The organism is Mycolicibacterium frederiksbergense, assembly GCF_012223425.1.
GTDB classification, from domain to species: domain Bacteria; phylum Actinomycetota; class Actinomycetes; order Mycobacteriales; family Mycobacteriaceae; genus Mycobacterium; species Mycobacterium frederiksbergense.
In genome coordinates this window covers 4450298-4474831 of record NZ_CP038799.1, presented here as the reverse complement: position 1 = coordinate 4474831, position 24534 = coordinate 4450298, and the positions used below count along the sequence as shown (strand labels likewise).

Genomic DNA, 24534 nt, shown 5'->3' with positions numbered 1-24534 from the left:
GGCGGCGCTGGCACAGTGGGTGGGCATGGGAGCATCCGACGACCAGTACTGGAACCACAACACCGCCTACCACCCGTGGTTGCTCGGCATCGCCGCACAACGAGCGGGTGATGTGCTCGATGTCGGTTGCGGCGACGGGCTGCTGGCCCAACGGCTGGCACCGGTCTCACGCACCGTCACCGCGATCGATCCCGACCCGTCGTCGGTGCAACGGGCCGATGAACGACTCGGCGCGCTGCCCGGGGTCCAGGTGCGTCAATCCACCTTCGTCGCCTTCGATCCCGGATCGCAGCGATTCGACCTGATCACCTTCGTGGCGAGCCTGCATCATATGGATACCCGGGCGGCGCTGGTCCGGGCGCGCGGCATGCTGAACCCGGGCGGCACCATCGCCGTCGTGGGGCTCAGCGCGAACAAGACTGTCCGCGACTGGATCTGGTCGGCGATCTGCCTGCCCGCGGTGCGTGTCGGGTCGTGGCGGAACTCCGAGGTCCCGGATATCGGCGTGGCCGTCGCCGACCCGCGTGAGTCTCTCGACGAGATTCGACGCGTGGCCGGCGACGTGCTGCCGGGCGCCGTGATCCGGCGCGCCCTGTACTACCGCTACCTATTGACCTGCACGCTTGGGTGATTGGTCCCAGTCGTCTTGGCGGACCGTTGCCGCTGCCGTGGCGTCCGGCATCACACTGCCGGTTCCCGGCGTCGACAACGACCATCCGCCCACACCCTCACAGACCAGGTCGGTCGGCATGGACACCTGTGTGGGCACCGGCACCGGGAGTCCACTCACCGAAGGCATGTTGAGCTGAGGTGTCGGCAGCATGCCGGTCAGACCTGTTCCGCTCGGCATGCCGAGCGAGGGCTGCGGCAGCATCTCGGCCAGGATGCCGGTCACACCGGCCAACGGCGCCATGACCATCCCCGGGATACCTGATGCTGCACCGGCTGCGGGTGCCATCACACCGGGTATGCCAGCGAAGGCGGTACCGCCACCACCGCTCACGCCCGCGGCGCCGCCGCCCACTGCGGCGGCAGGGGCCGCCGCCTGAACGGCTGCCACCGCGGGTGCGGTCACGGCCTGCACGGCTCCGAGTCCGCCGGTGCTGGCCATCAGCGGCCCGACGACCGCGGCGTTCACGCCACCGGCTCCGGTACCACCAGCCCCGGCTGCGCCCGCTGCGCCACCGCCGGCCGCACCGCCACCGGCAGCGCCACCGCCGCCGGCACCCGCACCGCCCGCTCCGGCACCACCTGCACCGCCACCGCCACCAGCTCCGGCTCCTCCGGCACCACCGGCACCGCCGCCCGCCGCGCCGCCGCCGCCCGCTCCGGCACCACCAGCACCCGCGCCGCCGCCACCTGCACCGCCGGCCGCTCCGCCACCGCCGCCCGCTCCGGCACCACCGGCGCCACCACCGCCGCCGGCGCCAGCACCTCCAGCGCCACCACCGGCTCCGGCACCGCCGGCTCCGGCTCCCGCGTCACCCGCGGGGATCGCCACCGCGGCCGCGTCCTCGATCGCACCGGCGGCAGGGCCGCCGACACCGGCTGCGTCCGCGAGCGGGAGTCCACCACCGCTGCCCGCGGCATCGGCGAGCGGAAGTCCGCCACCGCCGGAGCCCTGGGCGATGGCACCTTCGGCAGCGGCGAGGCCGCCGGGTGCCGCGCCTGCGGCATTGTCGAGGATTCCTCCGTTGAGTCCGGTGTTGGCCATCAACGGTCCGACCACCGAAGCGTCCACCAGCGGAGTTCCCGCCGGCACACCGGCTGCGTCCACCAACGGAGCACCGGCAGGCGCGCCGCCCGCGATGGGGCCACCGCCGCCAGCGGGCGCGCCACCACCAACCGGGGCACCTCCACCAACGGGAGCGCCACCACCAACAGGGGCGCCACCACCAACCGGGCCGCCACCACCAACCGGGGCGCCACCTCCGGCACCTGCCGGAGCGCCGCCTGCCGCGCCGCCTCCGGCGGGGGCTCCGCCACCCGCTGCACCGGCCGCCGGGGCACCGCCACCGAGGGCACCTGCGTCTGCACCGGCCCCGCCCGCACCTGCGCCACCTGCTCCGGCACCACCTGCACCAGCGCCGCCACCGCCCGCCGCTCCGGCGCCACCGGCAGCACCGCCGCCGGCAGTACCTCCTCCGGCCACCGCCGGTGCCGCAGCGTGGACAACGGCACCACCGGGCGCGGCGGCCGCGGCTCCTGCATCAGCGACCACTGCGGCGGGAGCACCGCCGACCGCAGCACCGGGGGCGCCACCGACAACTCCCCCGGGAACGCCGACACCGCCGGGCACATCGATGCCAGGAATGCTGATATCGGGTACCTCGATGTCGATATCGGGCACAGAAATCTCGGCCGGGGGCCCGGCCACCTGGACCGGCGGCGCGTGAACCTCGATCGGAGGTGCCGCCACTTCCACCGGGGGCGCGGCCACCTCGACCGGCGGCAACGCGACCTCAACCGGAGGTGCGGCCACCTCCACGGGCGGCAAAGCCACTTCTACGGGAGGGGCAGCCACCTCCACCGGAGGCAACGCGACCTCAACCGGAGGTGCGGCCACGGCGAGCTCGACCGGAGCACCGCCCACCCCGCCGCCACCGGCTTCGACCACTGCTCCGACGGGAACCGCTCCGCCACCCGCTCCGCCACCGGCACCGCCGGCAGCACCACCGCCACCTGCACCACCACCGGCCGCACCACCGCCTCCGCCACCAGCGCCGGCTCCGCCTCCGCCTGCCGCGCCACCACCGGCACCAGCACCACCACCGGCCGCACCACCGCCTCCGGCACCACCGGCACCGCCGGCGCCACCACCTGCGTCACCGCCACCGATCGCGGCGGCGGGAGCCGCGCCTTCACCGCCACCGATCACCGGCGCGGCGGCCGCGGGAGCAGCCGCGGCGCCATCGATGACTGCCGCCGCGGGAACACCTGCGTCAACTGCCGGCGGCACGACCGCAGCTGCATCGACGATCGGGCCGGCCGGCGGGCCGGCGGGCCCGACATTCGCGGCGGCGGGATGAATCACTCCGCCACCCGGCGCACCACCGCCGCCACCACCGGCGCCCGGCACGCCACCCTGGCCGACATGGGCCGCGGCATCTGCCAGCGGCGCACCATCACCGACGGCACCTGGGATCGGTGCGCCGGCGGTATCCACGACTCCGGCCGGGGCGCCGCCCGCAACGCCCGCGGCATCCGCCAGCGGAGCGCCTGCGGGTGCTCCACCCGCAATGGGCGCGCCGCCTGCCAGCGGTGCACCGGCACCGCCGGCACCTCCGGCTCCGGCCCCACCCGCACCGCCGGCCGCACCGGCACCGCCTGCGCCACCCGCACCACCACCAGCAGCACCCGCGCCACCACCAGCACCGGCACCACCCGCACCACCACCAGCAGCACCGGCGCCACCGGCGCCGCCCCCGGCCGCACCCGCGGCGGGAATCGCGCCGGCCGCGGTCGCGGGCGGGATGACCACAGGCGGGGTGCCGGCACCGGTGAACGGTGCCGCAATGCCCTGCAGCGACTGACCCACATCAGGCGGGGAGGCAGCCAGCTGCTGCACCATGCCGACACAGGGCACACCGCCCGCGCTCGACTGCAACGCCGGTTGAGCCTGAGCCACCGCGCTCAGCAAAAGAGGCGGCGTGCACAATGCCGCCGCAGCAATCATGCTGACGGCCAGCCGATTCGACTTACTCACCATGTCATCCCCAAGCGCTTTCATATTGACGTCGCAGTCAGGGAGAAAGGTAAATGACATCCATGCAACTTCCCGGCGCGACAGAAGGGACGGTTACCGTTCCGATGCAAAGGAGATCCGGGGCTGTGACAGAAGCGGGCAAAATACCTGGACAGCGCACCTGATCAGGCGTTCCGGCGACACGACCGACCTCCGGCTCCCGACACCACACCCGGTACGTAGCCTGATGCCATGTCAGACCTCGTTCTCGTCGACGTCGCCGATCACGTCGCCACCGTCACCGTCAACGATCCCGACCGCCGCAACGCGGTGACCGCCGAGATTTCGGCAGCCCTGCGGGCCGCGATCGACGCCGCCGAAGCAAACACCGATGTGCATGCCGTCGTGGTGACCGGCGCGGGCAAGGCGTTCTGCGCGGGTGCGGACCTGACCGCACTCGGTGAAGCCGCCGAGGAAGGACTGCGCGTCATCTACGACGGGTTCTTGGCCGTCGCCGACTGCACGCTGCCCACCATCGCCGCGGTCAACGGCGCCGCCGTCGGCGCAGGACTCAACCTCGCACTCGCGGCCGATGTCCGAATCGCCGGTCCCGCAGCGCTTTTCGATCCGCGTTTCCAGAAGCTCGGCATCCACCCCGGCGGCGGTGCGACCTGGATGCTGCAGCGCGGTGTCGGCCCCCAGGTGGCGCGCGCGGCGCTGTTGTTCGGCAAGCGCTTCGACGCTGACGAGGCGGTGCGCTACGGCCTGGCGCTCGAGGTCGCAGACGATCCGGTCGCTGCGGCGCAGCAACTCGCGGCCGGCCCGGCCTCCGCGCCCCGCGACGTGGTGATCGCCACCAAGGCCTCGATGCGCGCGACCGCCAACCCGGGATTTATCGACAGCGCGCAGCACGCGATCGCCGTCGACGTCGAGATCACCCCGCAGGCGCGGTCCATCGAATCACCGGAGTTCCAGAGCCGGCTGGCCGCGGCCAAGAAGAGCTGACGACGTCGGCAGGGCTACAGGTCGGCGAGCGCCAGCTCGGGGGTTTCGATCAGCTCGCGAAGATCGGTCAGGAACGCCGCGACCTGGGCGCCATCGGCGATACGGTGGTCGAACGCGCACGTCAGCGACATGGTCGGGCGGGCCACCACCTCGTCCTCGATCACCACTGCCCGCGGCTTCAGCGAACCAATCCCCAGGATGGCGGCCTCCGGGTAGTTGATCACCGGTACCCCCTCGTCGAGACCGAGCGCCCCGAAGTTGGACACCGTGAACGTCGAGCCCATCAGCTCGGTCGGGCGGAGCCCGCCGTGGCGCGCGCCCTCGATCAACCGGTTGACCTCGGCGTCGAGTTCGCGGGTGCTGCGCTGCAGGGCGTCGGTGACCACCGGCACCAGCAGCCCGCGCGGGGTGGCCACCCCGATACCCAGATGCACCGCCGCATGCGGGTGGATGCGCGGGCCGTCGGCGGTGTCCACCCATGTCGCATTGAGCAACGGATGGCGGCGCAGCACCAGCGTCAACAGCCGCAGGGTCAGCACGAACGGCGTGACCTGCAGCCGATCCCGCAGCCTCAGCAATGCCGCACAGTCCACCTGCACGCCCGCATGTGCGTCAGGAATCTGGCTGCGGGACAACGTCATCCGCCTGGCCATCTCGGCCTGGACACCCGAGGGCACCTGCATGTCCGGGGTGGCCGCCGCGGCCAGCACATCATCGCGGGTGACGATGTGATCCGGGCCCGACGGTGCCACCGCGGTCAGGTCGACCTGTAGTTCGCGGGCCAGCTTGCGAACCGGCGGCTTGGCCCGAGCCCGCCGGGAGGTGTCCATCCGATCGTCGGTGCCATAACCCACCAGCACCGACTTCTGCGCCGTCCCGGCGATGCGCACCAGCACCGCACCGACGGCCAACGTGTCCCCCTGCTGCCCACCGAGTTCGGCGACGCGACCGGCGTAGGGACTGGGGATCTCCACTTCGGCCTTGTTGGTCTCCAGCGTGCACAGCGTCTGGTTCAGCGCCACCTCATCACCGACGGCCACCGACCAACCGGTGATGGTGGCTTCTTCCAGCCCCTCGCCGAGGTCGGGGACGAGAAAGTCCAGCAGCTGCGGCCCATCGGTATCACTCATGCCCCAGCGACCTCTCCACACAGTCCAGCAGGCGGTCCACCCCGGGCAGCCAGATCTTCTCCAACCGGGCGGGCGGGTAGGGGGTGTCGAATCCGGTGGCGCGCAACACCGGAGCTTCCAGATCGTAGAAGAGTTCCTCGGAGATCCGCGCCGCGAGTTCGGCACCGAACCCGAGGGTCCGGGGGCCTTCGTGCATCACCACGCAGCGGCCGGTGCGGCGCACCGAGTCGGCGACGGTGTCGAAGTCGAGCGGGTTGAGCGTCCGCAGGTCGATCACCTCCAGATCCCAGCCGTGCTGTTCGGCGGCCAGCTGTGCGGCGCTCAGTGCGGTGTCCACCAACCCGCCGTAGGTCAGCACGCTGATATCGGAGCCCTTGCGCACCACCGCTGCGCGCCCGAACGGCAACGCCGGCGCCTCCGTGTCGACGGTGCCCCGGGTCCAGTAGCGGCGTTTGGGCTCCAGATAGATGACCGGGTCCCGGCAGGTGATCGACTGCCGCAGCAGCCAGTAGGCGTCGGACGGCGTCGAGGGCGACACCACTTTGAGCCCCGCGGTGTGCAACCAGTAGCTCTCGGTGGATTCCGAATGGTGTTCCACCGCACCGATACCGCCGAAGGACGGGATGCGGACCGTCACCGGCATGTCGATATCGCCGTGGGTACGCATCCGGTACTTGGCGAGGTGGCTGACGATCTGGTCGAAGGCCGGGGCCGAGAATCCATCGAACTGGATCTCGGGCACCGGGACGAACCCGCGCACGGCCATCCCGATGGCGATACCGATGATGGCCGATTCGGCCAGGGGTGTGTCGAAACACCGCTGCGGTCCGAAGGTTTCGGCCAACCCTTCGGTCACCCGGAAGACCCCGCCCAGCGACGCGACATCCTCGCCGAACACCAGCACCCGGTCATCGGCCGCCATTGCATCGTGGAGCGCCTGGGTGATGGCCTGGGCCATCGTCATCGTCAACAACGAGGGCCGGGGTTCGGGTAGGTCGTCACCGTGCATCGCGGGCCGTTCGATGATCTGGGTCATGTCCTCAGTCCTTCCCCAACTCGACGAGTAGCTGATCGCGCTGTCTGGCCAGCTCCGGGGTGATCTCGTGATAGACGGTGTCGAAGACCTCGGCGATGTCCATATCGGGAGCGCCGACCAGGGCATCGCGCAACTCACCACGCAGCCGCGCCGCCCGCGCCGCGGTCCGCTCGGTGAGTCGATTCGTGAGCACCCCAACGGATCTGAGATAGGTCTCGTACCGCTGGATCGGGTCACGCGCCGCCCACTGGTCGACTTCGCTGGCCGATCGGTAGCGGGTCGGATCATCGGAGGTGGTGTGCGGCCCCATCCGGTAGGTCAGCGCCTCGACGAACGTGGGTCCGCCGCCCTCGCGGGCACGCTGAGCGGCCTGGCTCATCACCGCGAAACAGGCCAGCACATCGTTGCCGTCGACGCGGACGGCCGGCATGCCGTACCCGGCGGCGCGGTGCGCCAGCGACTGCGCGGCGTGCTGGCGGGCGACGGGTACCGAGATGGCCCACTGGTTGTTCTGCACGAAGAACACGCACGGCGCCTTGAACACCGCGGCCAGGTTCAGCCCCTCATGGGCGTCACCCTCGGACGTGGCGCCGTCACCCATGAAGGCCACCGTCACCGAGTCCTCGCCGAGGCGCTGGGCGGCCATCGCCGCACCCACGGCGTGCAGGCCGTGCGTGCCGATCTGGATGCAGATGGGCGCGCAGCACTTCTCGGTGAACGACAGCCCGCCGTGCCAGGTCCCACGCCACACCGCACCCATGTGGGCGGGCGCGATACCGCGGGTCAGGAATGCGCCGAGTTCGCGGTACTGCGGGAACAGCCAGTCGGTTTTGCGCAGGCAGGCCACCGCGCCGACCTGGGCTGCTTCCTGGCCGCGGCAGGAGGCGTACAGGGCGAGTTCGCCCTGGCGCTGCAGGTTGACGAACTCGATGTCCAGTTCGCGGGTGACGACCATCTGCTCGTAGAGCCAGGCCAGCGTCTCGGGCGGCAGGTCACGGCGGTAGCGGGTGTCATCGCTCGGCGTCCCGTCGGGCCGGAGCAACTGCACCAGACCGGCGTCGTCCACCGTCACGCCATCGAACCCAGCCATACCGCCTCCTTCAGGTGGCGGCATGTTCGGCCGCCATTCCGTGAGGTGCTCGGCACGGCTGCGGTCGGTGCGACCCCTGGTCAGGGGCGCCGGCTAGCTACCGGGGTGAGGCGCAAGCTGGACGATCCGCTCCGCCCGCCGCAGTACCGGGGCATCCACCATTATGCCCTCGAAAGCGAATGCGCCCCGCTGGTTCGTCGCGGCCGCCAGCACGTGTCGCGCCCAGTCGACCTGATCGTCCGACGGCGCGTAGCCCTCCCGGATGACCGTGACCTGCGTCGGGTGCAGGGCGACCTTGATGTCGAAGCCGACGGCGACGGCGTCATCGGTCTCACGGCGCAGCCCGTCGAGATCCTTGATGTCGATGTAGACCGAGTCGAGCGCCAGCTTGCCGTGGGCCTTGGCGGCCAGCAGCGACTGCGAGCGGACATGCAGGGCCACGCCGCGGTAGGAGCCATCGGGGAAGCGGTTCAGCGTCCCGCCCAGCGAGCCGAACAGGTCCTCGGCGCCCCACATCACCCCGATGGTGTTGGCGACGGCGGCGGTGTCGGCGACCGTGAGCGCCCCGAGCGGCGTCTCCACGATGAGCACCACCTCCAGTGGCGCCAGCGCGCTCACCTGCTCGGCGGCCTCGCACTTGGGCAGCATGACGGTCGTATAGGCGGTGCGCTGCAGCGCCTCCAGGTCGAGTCGCTGGTCCTCGGTGCCGTGCGGGTTGATCCGGATGACGGTGCGGGACGGGTCCAGCGGCGTGTCGACGATGGCCGCACGCGCGGCCGGCTTGTCACCGGCGCCGTCCTCCAGATCGAGGATGACGACATCGGCTGCGGCCGCGGCCTTCTCGAATCGTTCCGGACGATCGGCCGGGCAGAAGATCCACGCCGGACCGATGTTGTCGAGCGGCACTAGGCCTCCTGAGGTTTCTTGCGCACCATGGTCTTTCGCGATGCGGTGGCCACGATGTCGCCGTGCTGATTGCGGCCGGTGTGCGCGAAGGTGACGATACCTTCGCCGGGGCGGCTCTTGGACTCCCGCTTGTCGATCACTTCGGACTCCGCATAGAGAGTGTCGCCGTGGAACAGCGGTTTGGGGAAGGCGATATCGGAGAAGCCGAGGTTACCGACGATGGTGCCCTGGGTCAGCTGGGTGACCGACAACCCGACCAGCGTCGACAGCGTGAACATCGAGTTGACCAGCCGCTGGTGGAACGGGGGCAGCGCATCGGAGAACGCGGCATCCAGATGCAGTGCCTGGGTGTTCATGGTCAGCGTGGTGAACAGGACGTTGTCGGCCTCGGTGATGGTGCGGCCCGGCTTGTGCCGGTACAGCACACCGGTTTCGAACTCCTCGAACCAGAGACCGCGTTGCTCGACAATGCGTTTGGGCGTATCGGTCACAGTCCGAGCTCCCGCCCGATCAGCATCAGCTGCACTTCGGTCGTCCCTTCGCCGATCTCGAGGATCTTGGAGTCCCGGTAGTGACGGGCCACCGAGTACTCGTTCATGAAGCCGTAGCCGCCGAAGATCTGGGTGGCATCGCGTGAGTTGTCCATGGCGGCTTCACTGGCCACCAGCTTGGCGATCGACGCGGCCTTCTTGAACGGCTTGCCCGCCAGCATCAGCGCGGCGGCGTCGTAGTAGGCGGTGCGGGCCACGTGGGCGCGGGCCTCCATGCGGGCGATCTTGAAGGCGATGGCCTGGTAGCTGCCGATCGCGGCGCCGAACGCCTCGCGTTCCTTGGCGTATTTCACGCTTTCGTCCACACAGCCCTGCGCCGCACCGACCGACAGCGCGGCGATCGCGATGCGGCCCTCATCGAGGATGCGCAGGAAGTTGGCGTAGCCGCGGCCGCGTTCACCGAGCAGGTTCTCCTGGGGCACCCGGACATCGTCGAAGCTCAGCGGGTGGGTGTCCGAGGCGTTCCAGCCGACCTTGTTGTAGGCGGGTTCGGCGGTGAACCCCTTGGTGGGCACGGGCACCAGGATGGACGAGATCTCCTTCTTGCCCCGGCCGTGCTGGCGGGAATCCCCGTGACCGGTTTCCCCGGTGACGGCGGTGACGGTGACCAGCTTGGTGATATCGGTACCGGAGTTGGTGATGAACTGCTTGGAGCCGTTGATGACCCAGTCACCGCCGTCGGCTTTGGCGGTCGTCTTGGTGGCACCGGCGTCGCTGCCCCCGCCCGCCTCGGTGAGCCCGAAGGCGCCGAGCGCCTTACCGCTGGCCAGCAGCGGCAGCCATTCTTCTTTCTGTGCGTCATTGCCGAACCGGTACACCGGCATCGCGCCCAGCGAGACTCCGGCCTCCAAGGTGATGGCCACGCTCTGGTCCACCTTGCCCAGTTCCTCCAGCGCCAGGCACAGCGCGAAGTAGTCCCCACCCATGCCGCCGTACTCCTCGGGGAACGGCAGGCCGAACAACCCCATCTCGGCCATCCCGGCCACCACGTCGTACGGGAAGCTGTGTTCTTCATCGTGTTTGGCCGCCACTGGTGCGACCACGCTCTGCGCGAAATCACGCACCGTCTTGGCCAGCTGTGCGTAGTCGTCCGGCAGTGCGCCCGTGGACAGATAGTCGCTCATTGCTGAGCCTCCTTTGCTGCGGTGATTCGGGCCAACGGCTGGCCCACCTTGACCTGATCGCCCACGGCGACGAGCAATTCGACCGTCCCGTCGACGGGTGCGGACAGTGCGTGTTCCATCTTCATCGCCTCCACGGTGACGACGACGGTTCCGGCTGTGACGTCGGCGCCATCGGTGACGCCCACGGCGACAACAGAACCCGGCATCGGGCTGAGCAGTTCGGCATCACCGGCGTGTTCGTCGTCGGGACGCACCGGCGCCTCCCGCACCTCGCGTACCGCGACGGTGCGCTGCGGCCCGGCCAGCCAGACGTACCCGCCGTCGGCGGCCACCACGTACTCGACGCCGATATCGTCGACGGTGAGGTTCAGCTGCCGTCCCCGGCGCGCCGCGCTGATCCGATAGGTCGCCCCGTGTTCGACCTCGGCAGTTGCGGCCTCAGGGGTCCCGGTGATGCGGACATGGTCCACCCGCTGGCCTCCGCCGAGCCGGAGGACGGTCGGGGCGGCCGTACCGGTGCGCCAGCCCGAGGGCACCGACCACAAATTGCCGTCCGCCGCCGCCCAGGTGTCAAGCCAGCGGTAGGCAGCCGCGGCGATCAGTTCGTGATCGGTGGGTTGGGGCGCAATGTAATCGGGGGTGCGCCGGTCCAGCAGGCCGGTGTCCAGCCGACCCGCGGCGACATCCTCATCGGCCAGCAGGAAGCGCAGGAAATCGATATTGGTGGTCACGCCCAGCACGGCGGACCCGGCCAGTGCGCGGTCAAGGGCGCGCACTGCGGCGTCCCGGTCCGCGGCGTGGGTGATGACCTTGGCGAGCATGGGGTCGTAGTCACTTCCCACCACGGTGCCCGGGTAGATCCCCGAATCGACCCGCACTGTGTCGAATCCCCGGTCGCTGCGCTCCTGCCCGCCGGTCGCAGGTTCGACCACGTCGAGCACCGTGCCGCCGGTGGGCAGGAAACCGTTGCCGGGATCCTCGGAGTAGACCCGGGCCTCGATCGCATGACCGGTCAGCACGATATCGGTTTGGGCGATCCCGAGTTCGGCACCGGCGGCGATACGGACCTGCTGGGCAACGAGATCCACGCCGGTGACCAGTTCGGTGACCGGGTGTTCGACCTGCAGCCGGGTGTTCATCTCCATGAAGAAGAACTCATCGGGCGCGTCCGCGGACACGATGAACTCGACGGTCCCGGCACCGCTGTAGTTGACGCTGCGCGCGGTGTTGCAGGCGGCCTCGCCGATGCGGGCGCGGGTCGCCTCGTCCAGCAGCGGCGAGGGCGCTTCCTCGATGACCTTCTGATGACGGCGCTGCAGGCTGCACTCCCGCTCCCCGAGATGGATCACGTTGCCGTGTCCGTCGGCGAGCACCTGCACCTCGATATGGCGGGGGCGCAACACGAACCGCTCCAGAAACAGCGTGTCGTCGCCGAACGCCGACGCCGCCTCACGGCGCGCACTCGTCAGCGCGGCGGGAAGTTCGGCCGCGTCGTGCACGACGCGCATGCCCTTGCCGCCGCCGCCGGCCGAAGGTTTGACCAGGACCGGGAAGCCGACCCCGGGCGCCCCGGCGATCAGATCGTCATCGGTCAGGTCTGGCCGCGAAATACCGGGAACCACAGGCACATCGAATTCCGAGACCGCCGCCTTGGCAGCGATCTTGTCCCCCATGGTCTTGATCGCCGCCACCGGCGGGCCGATGAACACAATGCCCGCGGCGTGCAGGGCGGCCGCGAATTCGGCGTTCTCGGCCAGGAATCCGTATCCGGGATGCACCGCCTGGGCTCCGGTGCGCCGCGCGGCCGAGACGATGGCCTCGATGTCGAGATAGCTCTGACGTGCCGGAGCCGGCCCGATGCGCACCGCGGTGTCGGCCTCACGGACGTGCCGCGCACCGGCGTCGGCGTCGCTGTACACCGCGACCGAACGGATACCCATATCGCGCAGGGTGCGGATGACCCGTACCGCGATCTCACCGCGGTTGGCAACAAGGACAGTATGGAAAAGCTCAGTAGACATCTGGTTCACATCCGGAAGACGCCGTAGGACACCGGCTCCAGCGGAGCCTGTGCGACAACTGACAGGGCAAGTCCCAGCACGGTTCTGGTGTCGGCGGGATCGATCACACCGTCATCCCAGAGCCGGGCGGTCGAGTAGTACGGGTTGCCCTGGTGTTCGTACTGCTCGCGGATCGGGGCCTTGAACGCCTCCTCCTGTTCCGGTGTCATGTCACCGCGCACGGTGGCCAGCACCGAGGCGGCCTGCTCACCGCCCATCACCGAGATGCGGGCATTCGGCCACATCCACAGGAACCGCGGCGAATACGCCCGACCGCACATCGAGTAGTTACCCGCACCGTAGGAACCACCGATCACCACCGTCAGTTTGGGCACCCGGGCGCAGGCCACCGCGGTGACCATCTTGGCGCCGTGTTTGGCGATGCCCCCGGCCTCGTAGTCGCGGCCCACCATGAACCCGGCGATGTTCTGCAGGAACACCAGCGGGGTATTGCGTTTGTCGCACAGCTCGATGAAGTGCGCGCCCTTGACCGCCGACTCCCCGAACAGCACACCATTGTTGGCGATGATGCCGACGGGATGGCCGTGGATACGCGCGAACCCGGTCACCAACGTGGTGCCGTATTCGGCCTTGAACTCCTGGAACTCGCCACCATCGACGACGCGGGTGATCACCTCGTGCACGTCGTAGGGCACCCGCGAATCCACCGGCACCACGTCATAGAGCTCGGACTGATCGGCGATCGGCGCGACGGTGGGCCGCACCTCCCACGGCGGGTCCTGCCGAGGCCCGAACGTGCCGACGATGCGGCGCACGATGCGCAGCGCATCCCGGTCGTCGTGCGCCAGATGATCGGTCACGCCAGAGGTTTTGGAGTGCAGGTCACCGCCGCCGAGTTCCTCGGCGGTCACCACCTCACCGGTCGCGGCCTTCACCAGCGGCGGGCCGCCGAGGAAGATGGTGCCCTGGTTGCGCACGATGACGGCCTCATCGCTCATGGCCGGCACGTAGGCGCCACCGGCGGTGCAGGATCCGAGCACGGCGGCGATCTGCGGGATGCCCTGCGCGCTCATGGTGGCCTGGTTGAAGAAGATCCGGCCGAAGTGTTCACGGTCGGGGAACACCTCGTCCTGGCGCGGCAGGAACGCCCCACCGGAGTCCACCAGATAGAGACACGGCAACCGGTTCTGCGCGGCGATCTCCTGGGCGCGCAGGTGCTTCTTCACGGTGATCGGGTAGTAGGTGCCGCCCTTGACCGTCGCATCGTTGGCCACGATCATGCATTCGCGCCCCGACACCCGGCCGATGCCCGCGATCATGCCCGCACCCGGGCAGTCGTCGTCGTACATGCCGTCGGCGGCCAGCGGCGCCACATCGAGGAACGGGCTGCCCGGGTCGAGCAGTCCGTCCACCCGCTCGCGCGGGAGCAGTTTCCCGCGTCCGACATGGCGTTCTCGGGCCTTCTCCGGGCCACCCAGCGCAACTGCCGCCAGTTTGGCGCGCAGTTCGGTCACCAGGGCGACGTGCGCGTCGCGATGTGTCATCGATGAACCGTTCCACTTGAGTTAATGACGACTAACTCATACGATGTTAATTGCCACTAACTCAAATGTCTATGGGCGGGACGGAGCCGGGCATGAACACTGAGACTCCGCGCAGCAGGGCCAAATCCGATCGCAGGACCCAACTCATCGCCGCCGCGGAACGGCTGGTCGCCGAACACGGCTACCTGTCGGTCCGGCTGGAGGACATCGGCGCCGCGGCAGGGGTCAGCGGGCCGGCGATCTACCGGCACTTCCCCAACAAGGAAGCACTGCTGGTCGAACTGCTGGTCGGCATCAGCACCCGGCTGCTCGCCGGGGCGCGCGAGGTGGTCGCGGAGGCCACCGATGACCGCGCCGCGCTGGACGGCCTGATCGACTTCCACCTCGACTTCGTGCTCGGCGAATCGGATCTGATCCGCATCCAGGACCGCGACCTGGGGCACCTCCCGCCGGCGGCCAAACGCCAGGTCCGCAAGGCGCAGCGGCAATATGTCGAGATCTGGGTCGACGTCCTGCGGCAGGTCGATGCTCGCCTGGACGAGGCCGAGGCCCGGCTCAAGGCGCACGCCGTCTTCGGCCTGCTCAACTCCACCCCGCACAGCGTCAAAATGCCCAGTACAGACCATGCCTCGCGGAGCATCCTGCGCGCCATGACGGTCGCGGCCCTGGCGGCCGCGCGCTGAGTTTCGCTCGGGCACAGCGACCGATCGGTCGGCACCGATTCCCAGGCCGCGCGGGTAGCGTGTGAGCACATGAGGTGGCAATGACCGATTCTCCACGCAGAGACGAGCCGACGCAGCGGCTCGACGGTGGCCATTCGGGATATTCGGGCTACCCGGATCCCGCCTATTCGGGTCAGCCCCCGTATGGCGTGCACCCCACCGAGAAGCTGCCCGCGTACCCGGCGTACGGATATGACCAGTACGGCGGCGGTTCCTACGGCGGTCCGCCGCCACCCCCGGGCGCCCCGCCGCCGGAACCCCCCGGCACACCGCGCTGGCTGTGGATCGTGGCCGCCGTCGCCGTGGTCACCGTCATCGGTCTGGTCATCGCGCTGGTGATCGTCAACAGCTCCCAGCAGCAGACCGTCGTCGCCCCGGTACCCACCCTGTCCGAGCCCAGCATCGCCGAGCCGACGCTGAGCACCGCCCCACCGACCACCACGCGCCGACCGACCACCACCAGCCGTCCCGCCCCGGCGGCCACCACGACACCGTCGGTCCCAGGCGGGTCGACAGTGCCCGGCGCCACCGAAAGCGTGACCTACAACGTCACCGGCGAGGGGCGGGCCATCAACGTCACCTACGTCGATGACGGAGGTGTGCTGCAGACCGAGTTCAACGTGCTGCTGCCGTGGAGCAAGACGGTCAATCTGGCCCAGCCGGCCAAACGGTCGGCCAGCGTGACCATCATCAACGTCGGCCGCGAGGTGAACTGCTCGATCAGCATCGACGGCGCGGAGGTTCAACAGCGCACCGGATCCGGTCTGACGATCTGCAGCCCGATCGGCTAAACCGGTTGGGCGGCAGGTCGGGTGCGCACCCCCAGCATCAAGAACAGACCCAGCGCCAGCACCACGCACAGCCCGCCCATTCCCGCGCGATCGGTGCCGAAGGCGTCGATGAACACGAAGAACAGCCACGGCGCCAGCGGGGCGGCCGCGCGTCCGGTCGTCGTATAGAGACCGAACGCGACACCTTCCTTGCCCTCGGTGGACATCCGCAGCATCTGGGTGCGCGCCGCCGACAGGGTCGGGCCGATGAACAGGCACAGCAGCAGCCCGCAGATCCAGAACGCCAACTGCCCGGACAGCATCATCAACGTCAGCCCGACCGCGATCATCAACGTCAGCGCGCAGACGATGACGGGTTTGGCGCCGAACCGATCATCGAGCAGCCCACCGGCCACCGCCCCGATGGCCGCCACCAGACATGCGCAGACCCCGAACAGCAGCACGCTGGCCGGTGAGATGCCGTAGACGTTGACGCCGAGCACCGCCCCGAAGGTGAATACCCCCGTCAGCCCGTCCCGGAAGATCGCGCTGGCGATCAGGTAGAAGACGACGTTGCGGTCGCGCCGCCATTCGCTTTTCACCTCCGTCCACAGCACCCGGTAGGAGGCGAAGAAGCCGATCGCACGGTGGTTCTCGTCGGCCGGCGGCGACGGTGCCCTCAGCAGCAGCGGCGCCGCGAACGCGGCGAACCAGACCGCCGTGAGCAGCATCGCGGCGCTGACGTTCTGGCCGTCGTCGGTGGGCAGCCCGAGGATGCCGCCGTCGCCGGAGATGAAGGCCACGTAGACGATGAGCAGCAGCCCGACGGTGCCGGCGTAACCGACCGCCAGGCCGGCACCGGATACCCGACCCGAGTTCTGCGGTGTCGTGAGCTGCCCGAGCATCGCGTTGTAGGGCACGGTGGCCAGGTCATTGCAGGCCGCCGCGAGGGCCAGCAGGGCCAGCCCGGCGAACAGATAGTGATAGTCCGCGCGGATCAGGCTCATCGAGGCCGCCAGGATCACCACGACGCTGGTGAGCAGGGCGAGTGCGCGACGGCGACGGTGCGGGGCGTTGACCCAGATACCGGTCACCGGCGCCAGCAGCGCGACGATGACTCCCGCCACCGCCAGCGCCCGGCCCAGCCAGCTGGCCGGTGTGGTGTCCCCCGGCAGGCCCTCACCGACCGCACTGGTCAGGTACACCGAGAACACGAAGGTGACCACGATGGCGTTCAGGCCGGTGGCCCCACAGTCGTAGAGAACCCAGGACAGAATTTGTGACCGCCGGGCCGAAGGTGGCGCCGACCCGGGGCTGCTCATGGGCGCCACCCTAATGGTCCCTACGATTTCTCCATGCCTGTACCCGCGCCCCATCCCGACGCCCGCGCAGTCGTCACCGGAGCCTCCCAGGGCATCGGTGAGGCCCTGGCCTTCGATCTGGCCGCCCGCGGCCACCACCTGATCATCACCGCGCGCCGCGGCGAGGTGCTCACCGAGCTCGCCCAGCGGATCACCGAACGACACGGCGTGACCGTCGAGGTGCGGGCGGTCGACCTCGCCGACCCGGCGGCCCGCGACGTGCTGTGCGACGAGCTCGCCGGCCGCAACATCTCCATCCTGTGCGCCAATGCCGGGACGGCGACCTTCGGCCCGTTGGCCAAGCTCGACCCGGCCGGCGAGAAGGCCCAGGTTCAGCTCAATGCCATTGCCGTGCATGACCTCTGCCTGGCGGTGCTGCCCGGCATGCTGGAGCGCAGGGCCGGCGGCATCCTGATCTCGGGCTCCGCGGCGGGCAACTCCCCGATCCCCAACAACGCCACCTACGCGGCGACCAAGGCGTTCGCGAACACCTTCAGTGAGTCGCTGCGCGGTGAGGTCAAGAAAGACGGCGTGCACGTCACGCTGCTGGCACCGGGCCCGGTGCGCACCGAGCTGCCGGATGTCTCCGAGCAGTCGCTGGTGGAGCGGCTGATCCCGGACTTCCTCTGGATCGACACCGAGTACACCGCCAGGGTGTCGCTCGACGCGTTGGAGGCCAACAAGATGCGCATCGTGCCCGGCCTGACGTCCAAGGCGATGTCGGTGGCCAGCGGGTACGCACCGCGGGCCATCGTCACCCCGATCGTCGGCGCGGTCTACAAGAAGCTCGGCGGCCAGTAGCTTTGCCGCTGCTCGCCGAAACTGTATTCCAGACGGCGAAGTTCGAGTAACGACCGTCTGGAACACAGTTTCGGCGCTGCTCGGTCAGCGGCGACGCCGCCGGCCGGTGCCGAAGATGCTGCGGGTGATCTCGCGGCCGATCACCGTGCCGGCCGATCGCATCGCACTCTTGAACGCCGGGCTGGCGGCCATCTTGTCCAGCAGGCTCGGCTCGGCGGTGCCGCGCGATGTCACCGCGCCGCCGGCCTCGGCCGAACCACCCGAGGTGGGCAGCGGCGGCGGCAACTGGTCGGCGGGCGCAGGTTCGGGCGGGGCGAGACGCGCGGTGAGCCGTTCATAGGCCGATTCGCGGTCGATGGTCTGCCCGTAGGTGGCCTGCAGTGGGCTGGCGGCCGCGGCGGCCTTGATGGCGTCCGGACCGATGGTGTCCATCAGTGAACGCGGTGCCCGCATGCGAGTCCACGCCACCGGCGTCGGGGCGCCCTTCTCCGAGAGCACGGTGACGATGGCCTCCCCGATGCCCAGTGAGGTCAGCGCACTCTCCAGGTCGTAGACCTTGGTCTTGGGGTAGGTACGCACCGTCTTGGACAGCGCCTTCTGATCGTCTGGGGTGAACGCGCGCAACGCGTGCTGGATCCGGGCGCCGAGCTGGCTGAGCACATCGTTGGGCACATCGGTGGGCAGCTGGGTGCAGAAGAACACGCCGACGCCCTTGGACCGGATCAGCTTCACGGTCTGCTCGACCTGCTGCAGGAACGCCTTGGACGCGTCGTCAAACAGCAGATGGGCCTCGTCGAAGAAGAACACCAGCTTGGGTTTGTCGACGTCGCCGACCTCGGGCAGCGTGGTGAACAGATCGGCCAGCACCCACATCAGGAAGGTGGAGAACATCACCGGGCGGGCGGCCTGGGCGCCCAGCTCCAGCAGCGAGATGACGCCGCGGCCCTGCGCGTCCAGGCGGATCAGGTCCTTGGGCTCCAGTTCGGGCTCGCCGAAGAAGGTGTCCGCACCCTCGGCCTCCAGGTTGACCAGGGCTCGCAGGATGACCCCGGCCGTCGTCGTCGACACCGCACCCAGCGCCTTGAGTTCGGGCTTGCCCTCATCGCTGGTGAGGAACTGGATGACGGCGCGCAGATCCTTGAGATCGAGCAGGGCCAGGCCCTTCTGGTCGGCCCAGTGGAAGATCAGGCCGAGCGTCGACTCCTGGGTGGCGTTGAGCCCCAGCACCTTTGACAGCAGAATCGGCCCGAAGCTGGTGATGGTGGCCCGCACCGGCACCCCGATGCCCTCGGTGCCCAGCGACAGGAACTCCACCGGGTAGGCGGTGCCGGCCCACGTGTCGCCGGTGTCGGTCGCGCGTTGCGCGATCTTGTCGCCCGCCTCCCCCGGCCGCGACAGCCCGGACAGATCGCCCTTCACATCGGCCATCAGCACCGGCACGCCCGCGGCCGACAGCTGCTCGGCCATCACCTGCAGGGACTTGGTCTTGCCGGTGCCGGTCGCCCCGGCGACCAGGCCGTGCCGGTTGACCATCGCCAACGGAATCCGCACCTGTGCGCCCGCATCGGCCACCCCGTCGACGACGACGGAACCGAGCTCCAAAGCCTGGCCTTCAACGGCATAACCTGCGGCGATCTGCTGCGCCGGGGTCGCGGTCGATTCAGCGGTCATGGGTCCAGACACTACTGAACACCCATCTACCGGGTAGGTGCAGGCAGCAACTTGTCGGCGGTGGGAATACTGTGGATCTCCGTGCGTGAAGAACTCGTGTGGATCGACTGTGAGATGACCGGGCTCGATCTGAAGGCCGACAAGCTCATCGAGATTGCGGCGTTGGTCACCGACGCCGACCTCAACGTCCTCGGTGACGGTATCGACGTGGTGATCCACGCCGAGCCCGACGACCTGTCCGGGATGGTCGAGGTGGTGGCGAAGATGCACGCCAAGTCCGGGCTGGACAAGGAGGTGCTGGCCTCCGACATCGACATGGCCACCGCGGAGAAGATGGTGCTCGACTACATCCGCAGTCACGTCAAGTCGGCGAATACCGCTCCGCTGTGCGGTAATTCGATCGCCACCGACCGTGGCTTCATTGCCCGCGACATGCCGACGCTGGACACCTTCCTGCATTACCGGATGATCGACGTCAGCTCCATCAAGGAATTGTGCCGGCGCTGGTACCCGCGCATCTATTTCGGCCAGCCGGAGAAGGGCCTCGCGCACCGCGCCCTGGCCGACATCCACGAGTCGATCCAGGAGCTCAAGTACTACCGGCAGACCGCCTTCGTGGCCGCTCCCGGGCCGTCGACCAGCGAGATCGCCGCCGTAGCGGCCGAGCTCGGGCCGGCGGGCAGCGCGCCGAAGGAATCCGATTCGGCTTAACCGCCTCGATGCGGTTAAGATCGTCAACGCCGCTGCGGCGGCAATGGTGGCTGTAGTTCAGTTGGTAGAGCACCAGGTTGTGATCCTGGCTGTCGCGGGTTCGAGTCCCGTCAGCCACCCCGCAGGTGGGAGGGCCTTTTGGCCCTCCCACCGTTTGCGTTTCAGGGAGCGACGATGCCCGTAAGCCATTGACCCTATCGATTGACGTTACTAACGCACCGCGTTAGCATTGGGCGTGATCCGGTCGTTCAGAGACGGCGACACCCAGAAGGTCTGGGAGCTGCGGCGCCCCAAGGCGTTCAGCGTCGAACTCGCCAAGGCGGCGCGGCGCAAGATGCAGATCCTCGACGCCGCGGAGAACATCAACGACCTGCGCGTCCCGCCGGGCAACCGGCTGGAAAAACTACAACCACCCCGCGCAGGACAGCACAGCATCCGTGTCAACGACCAGTTCCGCATCTGCTTCACCTGGCGCGACGGTGGTGCTGATGATGTCGAGCTGACCGATTACCACTGAGAGGAGAACCCCATGGCCGGCTTCGCCCCGACCCACCCCGGTGAGATTCTCGCCGAAGAGTTCCTCGCACCGATGGGGATCACCGCTTACCGGCTGGCTCAGGAGATCGACGTGCCCCAGACCCGACTGAGCGAGATCATCCGCGGCCGACGGGCCATCACCGCCGACACCGGCCTGCGGCTGTCGCGTGCACTGGGACTGTCGGACATGTTCTGGATCAACTTGCAGGCCCGCTACGACGCAGATCGGGCCCGGGCCGAGCACAGCGCCGAACTGGATAGCATTCAGCCCCTCACCGCTGCAGGTTGAGCACAGACTGCAGACCGGCACATCGTGGCGCCATCGGAATTCGCCCGCGCTAACCCCGCCGCACTCTGGGCGCCAGCTGCACGACCTCGGGCACCACGCTCGGGTTCAGGTAGGCGGTGCCGACGAGTGAAACCAGGGTGTTGGCAACGTCATTGAGCGCCGACATCTGCTCGGGCAGCTGGCCGTGCTTCGTCCACGACTTGAACAGCAGCGCGAGCAGTTCCCGGTCGGCGCCCCGCAGGATCTCGGTGTCCTCGGTCGGGCCGATGCCGACCCGCACGATCGCCAGTTCGGGGTGCTCGCTGCGCCAGGAGTGCAAAATCTCGTTGAGCGCGGCCTTGCTGGCGTTGTAGGCCGCCACGCCGGCCCGCGGCCGGCCCACGTCGTGGCTGGAGGTGATCAGCACGACGCCGGTGTCGGACAGGTGCGGCCGCACCGCCCGCAGCACACTGTTCGCGCCCAGGGTGTTGACGTTGAAGGCGTGAATCCAGGTGGCGATGTCGGTGTCCTCGATGTGCGCCATCGGGGCCACGGTGCTGGTGAACACGACGGCGTCGAAGCCGCCCAGGGTTTCCGCGGCAGCGGCCACCACCCGTGCGATGGCGGCCTGGTCCTCGACGTCGAGTTCGAAGGCCGTGCCGCCGGTCTGCTCGGCCAGCGCTTCCAGCAGGTCCGTCCGACGCGCGGCCACCGCCACCTTGGCGCCGCGCTCCGCCGCGCGAATGGCGACCGCATGCCCGATCCCCGAAGAGGCACCGACGATGAGCACACGCAATCCGGCGATATCGGAACCTTCACCACTCATGGTCTGTAGAGCTCGCTTTCCCTCGGTCGATCCGGGCTTAGGACACCCTTTGTTCGTCGGACAGTACCGCGCGCGATGAGTTCGGACCGCACAGTGGGTCTACACAGACACGAACCGCTGTGAAAGGAGACTCTTCATGACGACCGCGAAACCACCCGTGGTGGACGCCGCCACCTGGAAGACCGCCCTGGAGGACCTGCGCCGCCGCGAGAAGGCCGCCACCCGTGAACTCGACGCGATCGCGGCCCAGCGCCGCCGGCTGCCGATGGTCGAACTGCCCGACTACACCCTGATCGGCGCGGACGGGCCGGTGCGACTGGCCGACGTGTTCGAGGGCCGCTCCCAGCTGATCACCTACAACCACATGTGGTCCGACGGCGCGGAGTGGCAGTGCGGCGGCTGCACCGGCTTCACCTCGCAGTTCACCCGGCTGGAGTTCCTGGACAACTACGACGCGCGGTTCGTCATCGTCACCAACGGGCCCATCGACGAGGCACTGGCCTACAAGCGCAAGGTCGGCAACACGATGGACTGGTACTCGGCATCGGAGAGTTCCTTCGGTGCGGACGTCGGCGCCGCTCCCGGCACGGGTTTCGCGGTGAACGTCTTCCTGCGCGACGGCGATACCGTCTACCGCACCTGGCACACCGACGGCCGCGGCACCGAACAGCTCAGCCACACCTTCGCGCTCATCGATCTGCTGCCCTTCGGCCGCCAAGAGGTGTGGCAGGACTCCCCCGACGGCTGGCCCCAGTCACCGACCTATTCGAACTGGCTGGACTCACCCGATGTCGCCCGCGCCTACGGCGAAGGAGCCCACGCATGAGCACCCAGACCGACCAGGAACGCTACGTCGTGACCCGCACCATCCCGGCGAGCCCGACGGCGGTGTTCGATGTGCTCGCCGACCCGGCACGCCATCAGGACACCGAACCCGGCGACTGGGTGCGCGATGCCGTCGACCCCGAGCCCATCACCGGGACCGGTCAGATCTTCGTGATCAACATGTTCCTGGAGTTCGCCGGCGGCCATTACGTCATGCACAACCTGGTCACCGAGTTCGAGCGCGACCGCACCATCGCCTGGCTGCCCGGCCAGCTCAACGCGGCGGGCGAGCATGAGCCGGGCGGCTGGTGGTGGCGCTATGACCTGGCGCCCAACGGTGCGGGCACCGATGTGACGATCACCTACGACTGGACCGCAACGCCGCAGAGCTTCCGCGATCAGGTCGGCGGCATGCCGCCGTTCCCGGCTTCCTATATCCAGGAATCCCTTGCCGCACTGGAGCGTTGCGCGACCTAGCCCTCAACGACTCAGGTGCTGGCGTTGCCGGCCTTCCACTGTGTCCACGGAATGTTCCAGTCGCCGAGACCGTCGGTGCCGGGAAGCTGCGAGCCGACGGTGCCGACCACCTCGACGATGTCGCCGCGCTTGGTGTTCTCGTAGAACCACAGCGCGTTGGAGGTGCTCACGTTGAGGCATCCGTGGCTGACGTTGCTGTACCCCTGGCTGCCCACCGACCACGGGGCGCCGTGCACATAGATGCCGCTGTAGGACATCTGGGTCGCGTAGTCCACCTCGGTGCGATACCCGTTGGGTGAGTTGACCGGAACGCCGTAGGTGGACGAATCCATCACCAGCTCGGCGTACCGGTCACCGACGATGTACACCCCGTTGTTGGTGGGCGAACTGTCCTTGCCCATCGAGATCGGCATCGTCTTGACCACCTCACCGTTGCGGCGCACGGTCAGCGTCTTGGTGGCGTCATCGGCGACCGCGATCACCTGATCGCCGATGGTGAAGTTGGTGCTGACGTTGTCCTGGCCGAACAGGCCGTCGCCGACCTCCACACCGTAGGTGTTGACCTCGACGTTGACCTTGGTGCCGGGCTTCCAGTATTCGGCTGGGCGCCAACGCACCTCGCGATTGTTGAGCCAGTAGAAGGCGCCGTCCACCTTGGGGGTGGTGGTGACCTCGATGGCCTTCTCGGCGGCGGCGCGGTTGGTGATGTTCTCGTCGAAGCGGACCGCGATGGGCTGACCGACGCCGACGACCTCGCCCTCGTTGGGCAGCAGGTAGGGCATCGTCAGGTTTTCCGGCGAGTGCGTCTCGAAGGTCGCCTGGGTGGCGGCCTGGCCGCCGAGGCCCGAGGAGCGCGCGTTGAGGGTGTAGCTCGCGTTGTACTCCAGCGGGTCGCTGCTCGACCAGGTGAGGCCGTCCGCACTGAACTCACCGGGGACCGGTGCGCCGTTCTCGTCGGTCAGGCTGACGGGCCCGAGGGCTCCGCCCGCAGTGGTGACGGTCACCGGCTCCTCGACGGTGACGCCGACGGCACCGTTGGTGACCGACGCGGTGAGCTTGGGTATCAGCAGATCCGCGTACGGGGTGCCCTTGTCCGCGATGGTCTTCGGTTGTTCGGGGGCTTGATTGCCACTGCACGCGGCCACCGTGAACACCGTGGTCAGCGCCACCGCGATCACGGTTGGCCACGTCTTGCGCCGACGCGCGCTGCCCACCGGCGAGACCTGCACCATCTGTTCTGCTCCACTTTGTTTCACAAGGACCCGCGGGATCACGGAGACTTGGCAATAGTCTAAGGGAACCTCCGACAACCGGCCGTCCACGAAGCGGTGGAACTGTGATCGTCATGCGGATTTCACCTCACAGCGTCGGTGCTGTTATTGTCTCCAACGCGCGCCGTTAGCTCAGTTGGTAGAGCAGCTGACTCTTAATCAGCGGGTCCGGGGTTCGAAACCCTGACGGCGCACCACCGCA

General features: G+C 68.8%; 27 protein-coding genes and 2 tRNA genes. 12 read left to right on the top strand and 17 right to left on the bottom strand.

Annotation, left to right across the window (positions count from 1 at the left end; all coding sequences use genetic code 11):
• Positions 1 to 25 precede the first annotated feature (25 nt).
• On the top strand, positions 26 to 631 hold the full coding sequence (locus tag EXE63_RS24790; protein ID WP_168144120.1) for a class I SAM-dependent methyltransferase: 606 nt from the start codon (positions 26 to 28) through the stop codon (positions 629 to 631).
• Here the strand turns inward: EXE63_RS24790 and EXE63_RS24785 are convergent.
• The 5 genes from EXE63_RS24785 to EXE63_RS24765 form a co-directional block, all read right to left on the bottom strand.
• The gene (locus EXE63_RS24785) at positions 608 to 1138 is read right to left on the bottom strand and encodes a hypothetical protein (RefSeq protein WP_168144119.1); all 531 of its coding nucleotides are present in this window, start codon (positions 1136 to 1138) and stop codon (positions 608 to 610) included. The genes EXE63_RS24790 and EXE63_RS24785 overlap by 24 nt on opposite strands.
• The gene (locus EXE63_RS32550) at positions 1135 to 1677 is read right to left on the bottom strand and encodes a hypothetical protein (RefSeq protein ID WP_209999982.1); all 543 of its coding nucleotides are present in this window, start codon (positions 1675 to 1677) and stop codon (positions 1135 to 1137) included. Before EXE63_RS32550 ends, EXE63_RS24785 begins: the two co-directional genes overlap by 4 nt.
• A 36-nt stretch (positions 1678 to 1713) precedes the next feature.
• A complete protein-coding gene (locus EXE63_RS24775) occupies positions 1714 to 2289 on the bottom strand; it encodes a hypothetical protein (RefSeq protein ID WP_168144118.1) in 576 nt (191 codons plus the stop codon).
• Positions 2290 to 2505: 216 nt separating this feature from the next.
• The gene (locus EXE63_RS32545) at positions 2506 to 2865 is read right to left on the bottom strand and encodes a hypothetical protein (protein ID WP_209999979.1); all 360 of its coding nucleotides are present in this window, start codon (positions 2863 to 2865) and stop codon (positions 2506 to 2508) included.
• Positions 2866 to 3030: 165 nt separating this feature from the next.
• Positions 3031 to 3498: a hypothetical protein gene (locus tag EXE63_RS24765; protein ID WP_168144117.1), complete on the bottom strand. Its 468-nt coding sequence runs from the start codon at positions 3496 to 3498 to the stop codon at positions 3031 to 3033.
• A 439-nt stretch (positions 3499 to 3937) separates the two neighbouring features.
• Between EXE63_RS24765 and EXE63_RS24760 the strand changes: the two genes are divergently transcribed.
• Positions 3938 to 4690, top strand: a complete 753-nt coding sequence (locus EXE63_RS24760) for an enoyl-CoA hydratase (protein WP_168144116.1) — start codon at positions 3938 to 3940, stop codon at positions 4688 to 4690.
• A gap of 14 nt (positions 4691 to 4704) precedes the next feature.
• Here EXE63_RS24760 and EXE63_RS24755 read toward each other — a convergent pair whose 3' ends face one another.
• The 8 genes from EXE63_RS24755 to EXE63_RS24720 all read right to left on the bottom strand — a co-directional run bounded on the left by EXE63_RS24755 (position 4705) and on the right by EXE63_RS24720 (position 14092).
• The gene (locus EXE63_RS24755) at positions 4705 to 5820 is read right to left on the bottom strand and encodes a dihydrolipoamide acetyltransferase family protein (protein WP_168144115.1); all 1116 of its coding nucleotides are present in this window, start codon (positions 5818 to 5820) and stop codon (positions 4705 to 4707) included.
• Positions 5813 to 6856 (bottom strand): alpha-ketoacid dehydrogenase subunit beta, encoded by a 1044-nt coding sequence (locus EXE63_RS24750; protein WP_168144114.1) that lies wholly within the window; start codon positions 6854 to 6856, stop codon positions 5813 to 5815. The genes EXE63_RS24755 and EXE63_RS24750 overlap by 8 nt, the downstream gene beginning before the upstream one ends.
• A gap of 4 nt (positions 6857 to 6860) precedes the next feature.
• Entirely contained in the window at positions 6861 to 7946 is a 1086-nt protein-coding gene (gene pdhA / locus EXE63_RS24745) for a pyruvate dehydrogenase (acetyl-transferring) E1 component subunit alpha (protein ID WP_168144113.1), read from the bottom strand.
• Positions 7947 to 8039: 93 nt separating this feature from the next.
• Entirely contained in the window at positions 8040 to 8852 is an 813-nt protein-coding gene (locus EXE63_RS24740) for an HpcH/HpaI aldolase/citrate lyase family protein (protein ID WP_105365388.1), read from the bottom strand.
• Positions 8852 to 9343 carry a MaoC family dehydratase gene (locus EXE63_RS24735; protein ID WP_168144112.1) on the bottom strand — a complete coding sequence of 164 codons (492 nt, stop codon included), beginning with the start codon at positions 9341 to 9343 and terminating at the stop codon, positions 8852 to 8854. Before EXE63_RS24735 ends, EXE63_RS24740 begins: the two co-directional genes overlap by 1 nt.
• Positions 9340 to 10527, bottom strand: coding sequence for an acyl-CoA dehydrogenase family protein (locus tag EXE63_RS24730; protein ID WP_168144111.1), 1188 nt, complete (start codon positions 10525 to 10527; stop codon positions 9340 to 9342). The genes EXE63_RS24735 and EXE63_RS24730 overlap by 4 nt, the downstream gene beginning before the upstream one ends.
• Positions 10524 to 12548: an acetyl/propionyl/methylcrotonyl-CoA carboxylase subunit alpha gene (locus tag EXE63_RS24725; RefSeq protein WP_168144110.1), complete on the bottom strand. Its 2025-nt coding sequence runs from the start codon at positions 12546 to 12548 to the stop codon at positions 10524 to 10526. Before EXE63_RS24725 ends, EXE63_RS24730 begins: the two co-directional genes overlap by 4 nt.
• 5 nt (positions 12549 to 12553) lie before the next feature.
• On the bottom strand, positions 12554 to 14092 hold the full coding sequence (locus tag EXE63_RS24720) for a carboxyl transferase domain-containing protein (protein WP_168144109.1): 1539 nt from the start codon (positions 14090 to 14092) through the stop codon (positions 12554 to 12556).
• Between the two features lie 92 nt (positions 14093 to 14184).
• On the opposite strand from EXE63_RS24720, the gene EXE63_RS24715 reads away from it, so the two are divergent.
• On the top strand, positions 14185 to 14775 hold the full coding sequence (locus tag EXE63_RS24715) for an SACE_7040 family transcriptional regulator (RefSeq protein ID WP_168144108.1): 591 nt from the start codon (positions 14185 to 14187) through the stop codon (positions 14773 to 14775).
• 80 nt (positions 14776 to 14855) lie between these two features.
• Positions 14856 to 15605 (top strand): MmpS family transport accessory protein, encoded by a 750-nt coding sequence (locus EXE63_RS24710; protein WP_209999978.1) that lies wholly within the window; start codon positions 14856 to 14858, stop codon positions 15603 to 15605.
• Here EXE63_RS24710 and EXE63_RS24705 read toward each other — a convergent pair.
• A complete protein-coding gene (locus tag EXE63_RS24705) occupies positions 15602 to 16906 on the bottom strand; it encodes an MFS transporter (protein WP_168144106.1) in 1305 nt (434 codons plus the stop codon). The genes EXE63_RS24710 and EXE63_RS24705 overlap by 4 nt on opposite strands.
• 33 nt (positions 16907 to 16939) lie before the next feature.
• On the opposite strand from EXE63_RS24705, the gene cmrA reads away from it, so the two are divergent.
• A complete protein-coding gene (cmrA, locus tag EXE63_RS24700; protein WP_168144105.1) occupies positions 16940 to 17746 on the top strand; it encodes a mycolate reductase in 807 nt (268 codons plus the stop codon).
• An 84-nt stretch (positions 17747 to 17830) separates the two neighbouring features.
• Here the strand turns inward: cmrA and EXE63_RS24695 are convergent, their stop codons facing one another.
• Positions 17831 to 19417, bottom strand: coding sequence for a helicase HerA-like domain-containing protein (locus EXE63_RS24695; protein WP_168144104.1), 1587 nt, complete (start codon positions 19415 to 19417; stop codon positions 17831 to 17833).
• A gap of 81 nt (positions 19418 to 19498) precedes the next feature.
• On the opposite strand from EXE63_RS24695, the gene orn reads away from it, so the two are divergent.
• The 4 genes from orn to EXE63_RS24675 all read left to right on the top strand — a co-directional run bounded on the left by orn (position 19499) and on the right by EXE63_RS24675 (position 20954).
• Positions 19499 to 20128: an oligoribonuclease gene (orn, locus tag EXE63_RS24690; RefSeq protein ID WP_168144103.1), complete on the top strand. Its 630-nt coding sequence runs from the start codon at positions 19499 to 19501 to the stop codon at positions 20126 to 20128.
• Positions 20129 to 20174: 46 nt separating this feature from the next.
• A tRNA-His gene (locus tag EXE63_RS24685) sits at positions 20175 to 20247 on the top strand.
• 116 nt (positions 20248 to 20363) lie between these two features.
• Positions 20364 to 20645, top strand: coding sequence for a type II toxin-antitoxin system RelE/ParE family toxin (locus tag EXE63_RS24680; protein ID WP_168144102.1), 282 nt, complete (start codon positions 20364 to 20366; stop codon positions 20643 to 20645).
• 12 nt (positions 20646 to 20657) lie between these two features.
• Positions 20658 to 20954, top strand: coding sequence for a HigA family addiction module antitoxin (locus EXE63_RS24675; protein WP_168144101.1), 297 nt, complete (start codon positions 20658 to 20660; stop codon positions 20952 to 20954).
• A gap of 49 nt (positions 20955 to 21003) precedes the next feature.
• On the opposite strand, the gene EXE63_RS24670 is transcribed toward EXE63_RS24675, so the two are convergent.
• Positions 21004 to 21759: an SDR family oxidoreductase gene (locus tag EXE63_RS24670; protein ID WP_168144100.1), complete on the bottom strand. Its 756-nt coding sequence runs from the start codon at positions 21757 to 21759 to the stop codon at positions 21004 to 21006.
• A gap of 136 nt (positions 21760 to 21895) precedes the next feature.
• Between EXE63_RS24670 and EXE63_RS24665 the strand changes: the two genes are divergently transcribed.
• Both EXE63_RS24665 and EXE63_RS24660 read left to right on the top strand, forming a co-directional pair.
• Positions 21896 to 22585 (top strand): DUF899 domain-containing protein, encoded by a 690-nt coding sequence (locus tag EXE63_RS24665; protein WP_168144099.1) that lies wholly within the window; start codon positions 21896 to 21898, stop codon positions 22583 to 22585.
• Positions 22582 to 23061 (top strand): SRPBCC family protein, encoded by a 480-nt coding sequence (locus tag EXE63_RS24660; RefSeq protein ID WP_168144098.1) that lies wholly within the window; start codon positions 22582 to 22584, stop codon positions 23059 to 23061. The genes EXE63_RS24665 and EXE63_RS24660 overlap by 4 nt, the downstream gene beginning before the upstream one ends.
• Before the next feature lie 11 nt (positions 23062 to 23072).
• Here EXE63_RS24660 and EXE63_RS24655 read toward each other — a convergent pair whose 3' ends face one another.
• Positions 23073 to 24293, bottom strand: coding sequence for a L,D-transpeptidase (locus EXE63_RS24655; protein ID WP_168144097.1), 1221 nt, complete (start codon positions 24291 to 24293; stop codon positions 23073 to 23075).
• A gap of 160 nt (positions 24294 to 24453) precedes the next feature.
• Here EXE63_RS24655 and EXE63_RS24650 point away from each other — a divergent pair.
• Positions 24454 to 24529 (top strand) — tRNA-Lys (locus EXE63_RS24650).
• Positions 24530 to 24534: the final 5 nt, after the last annotated feature.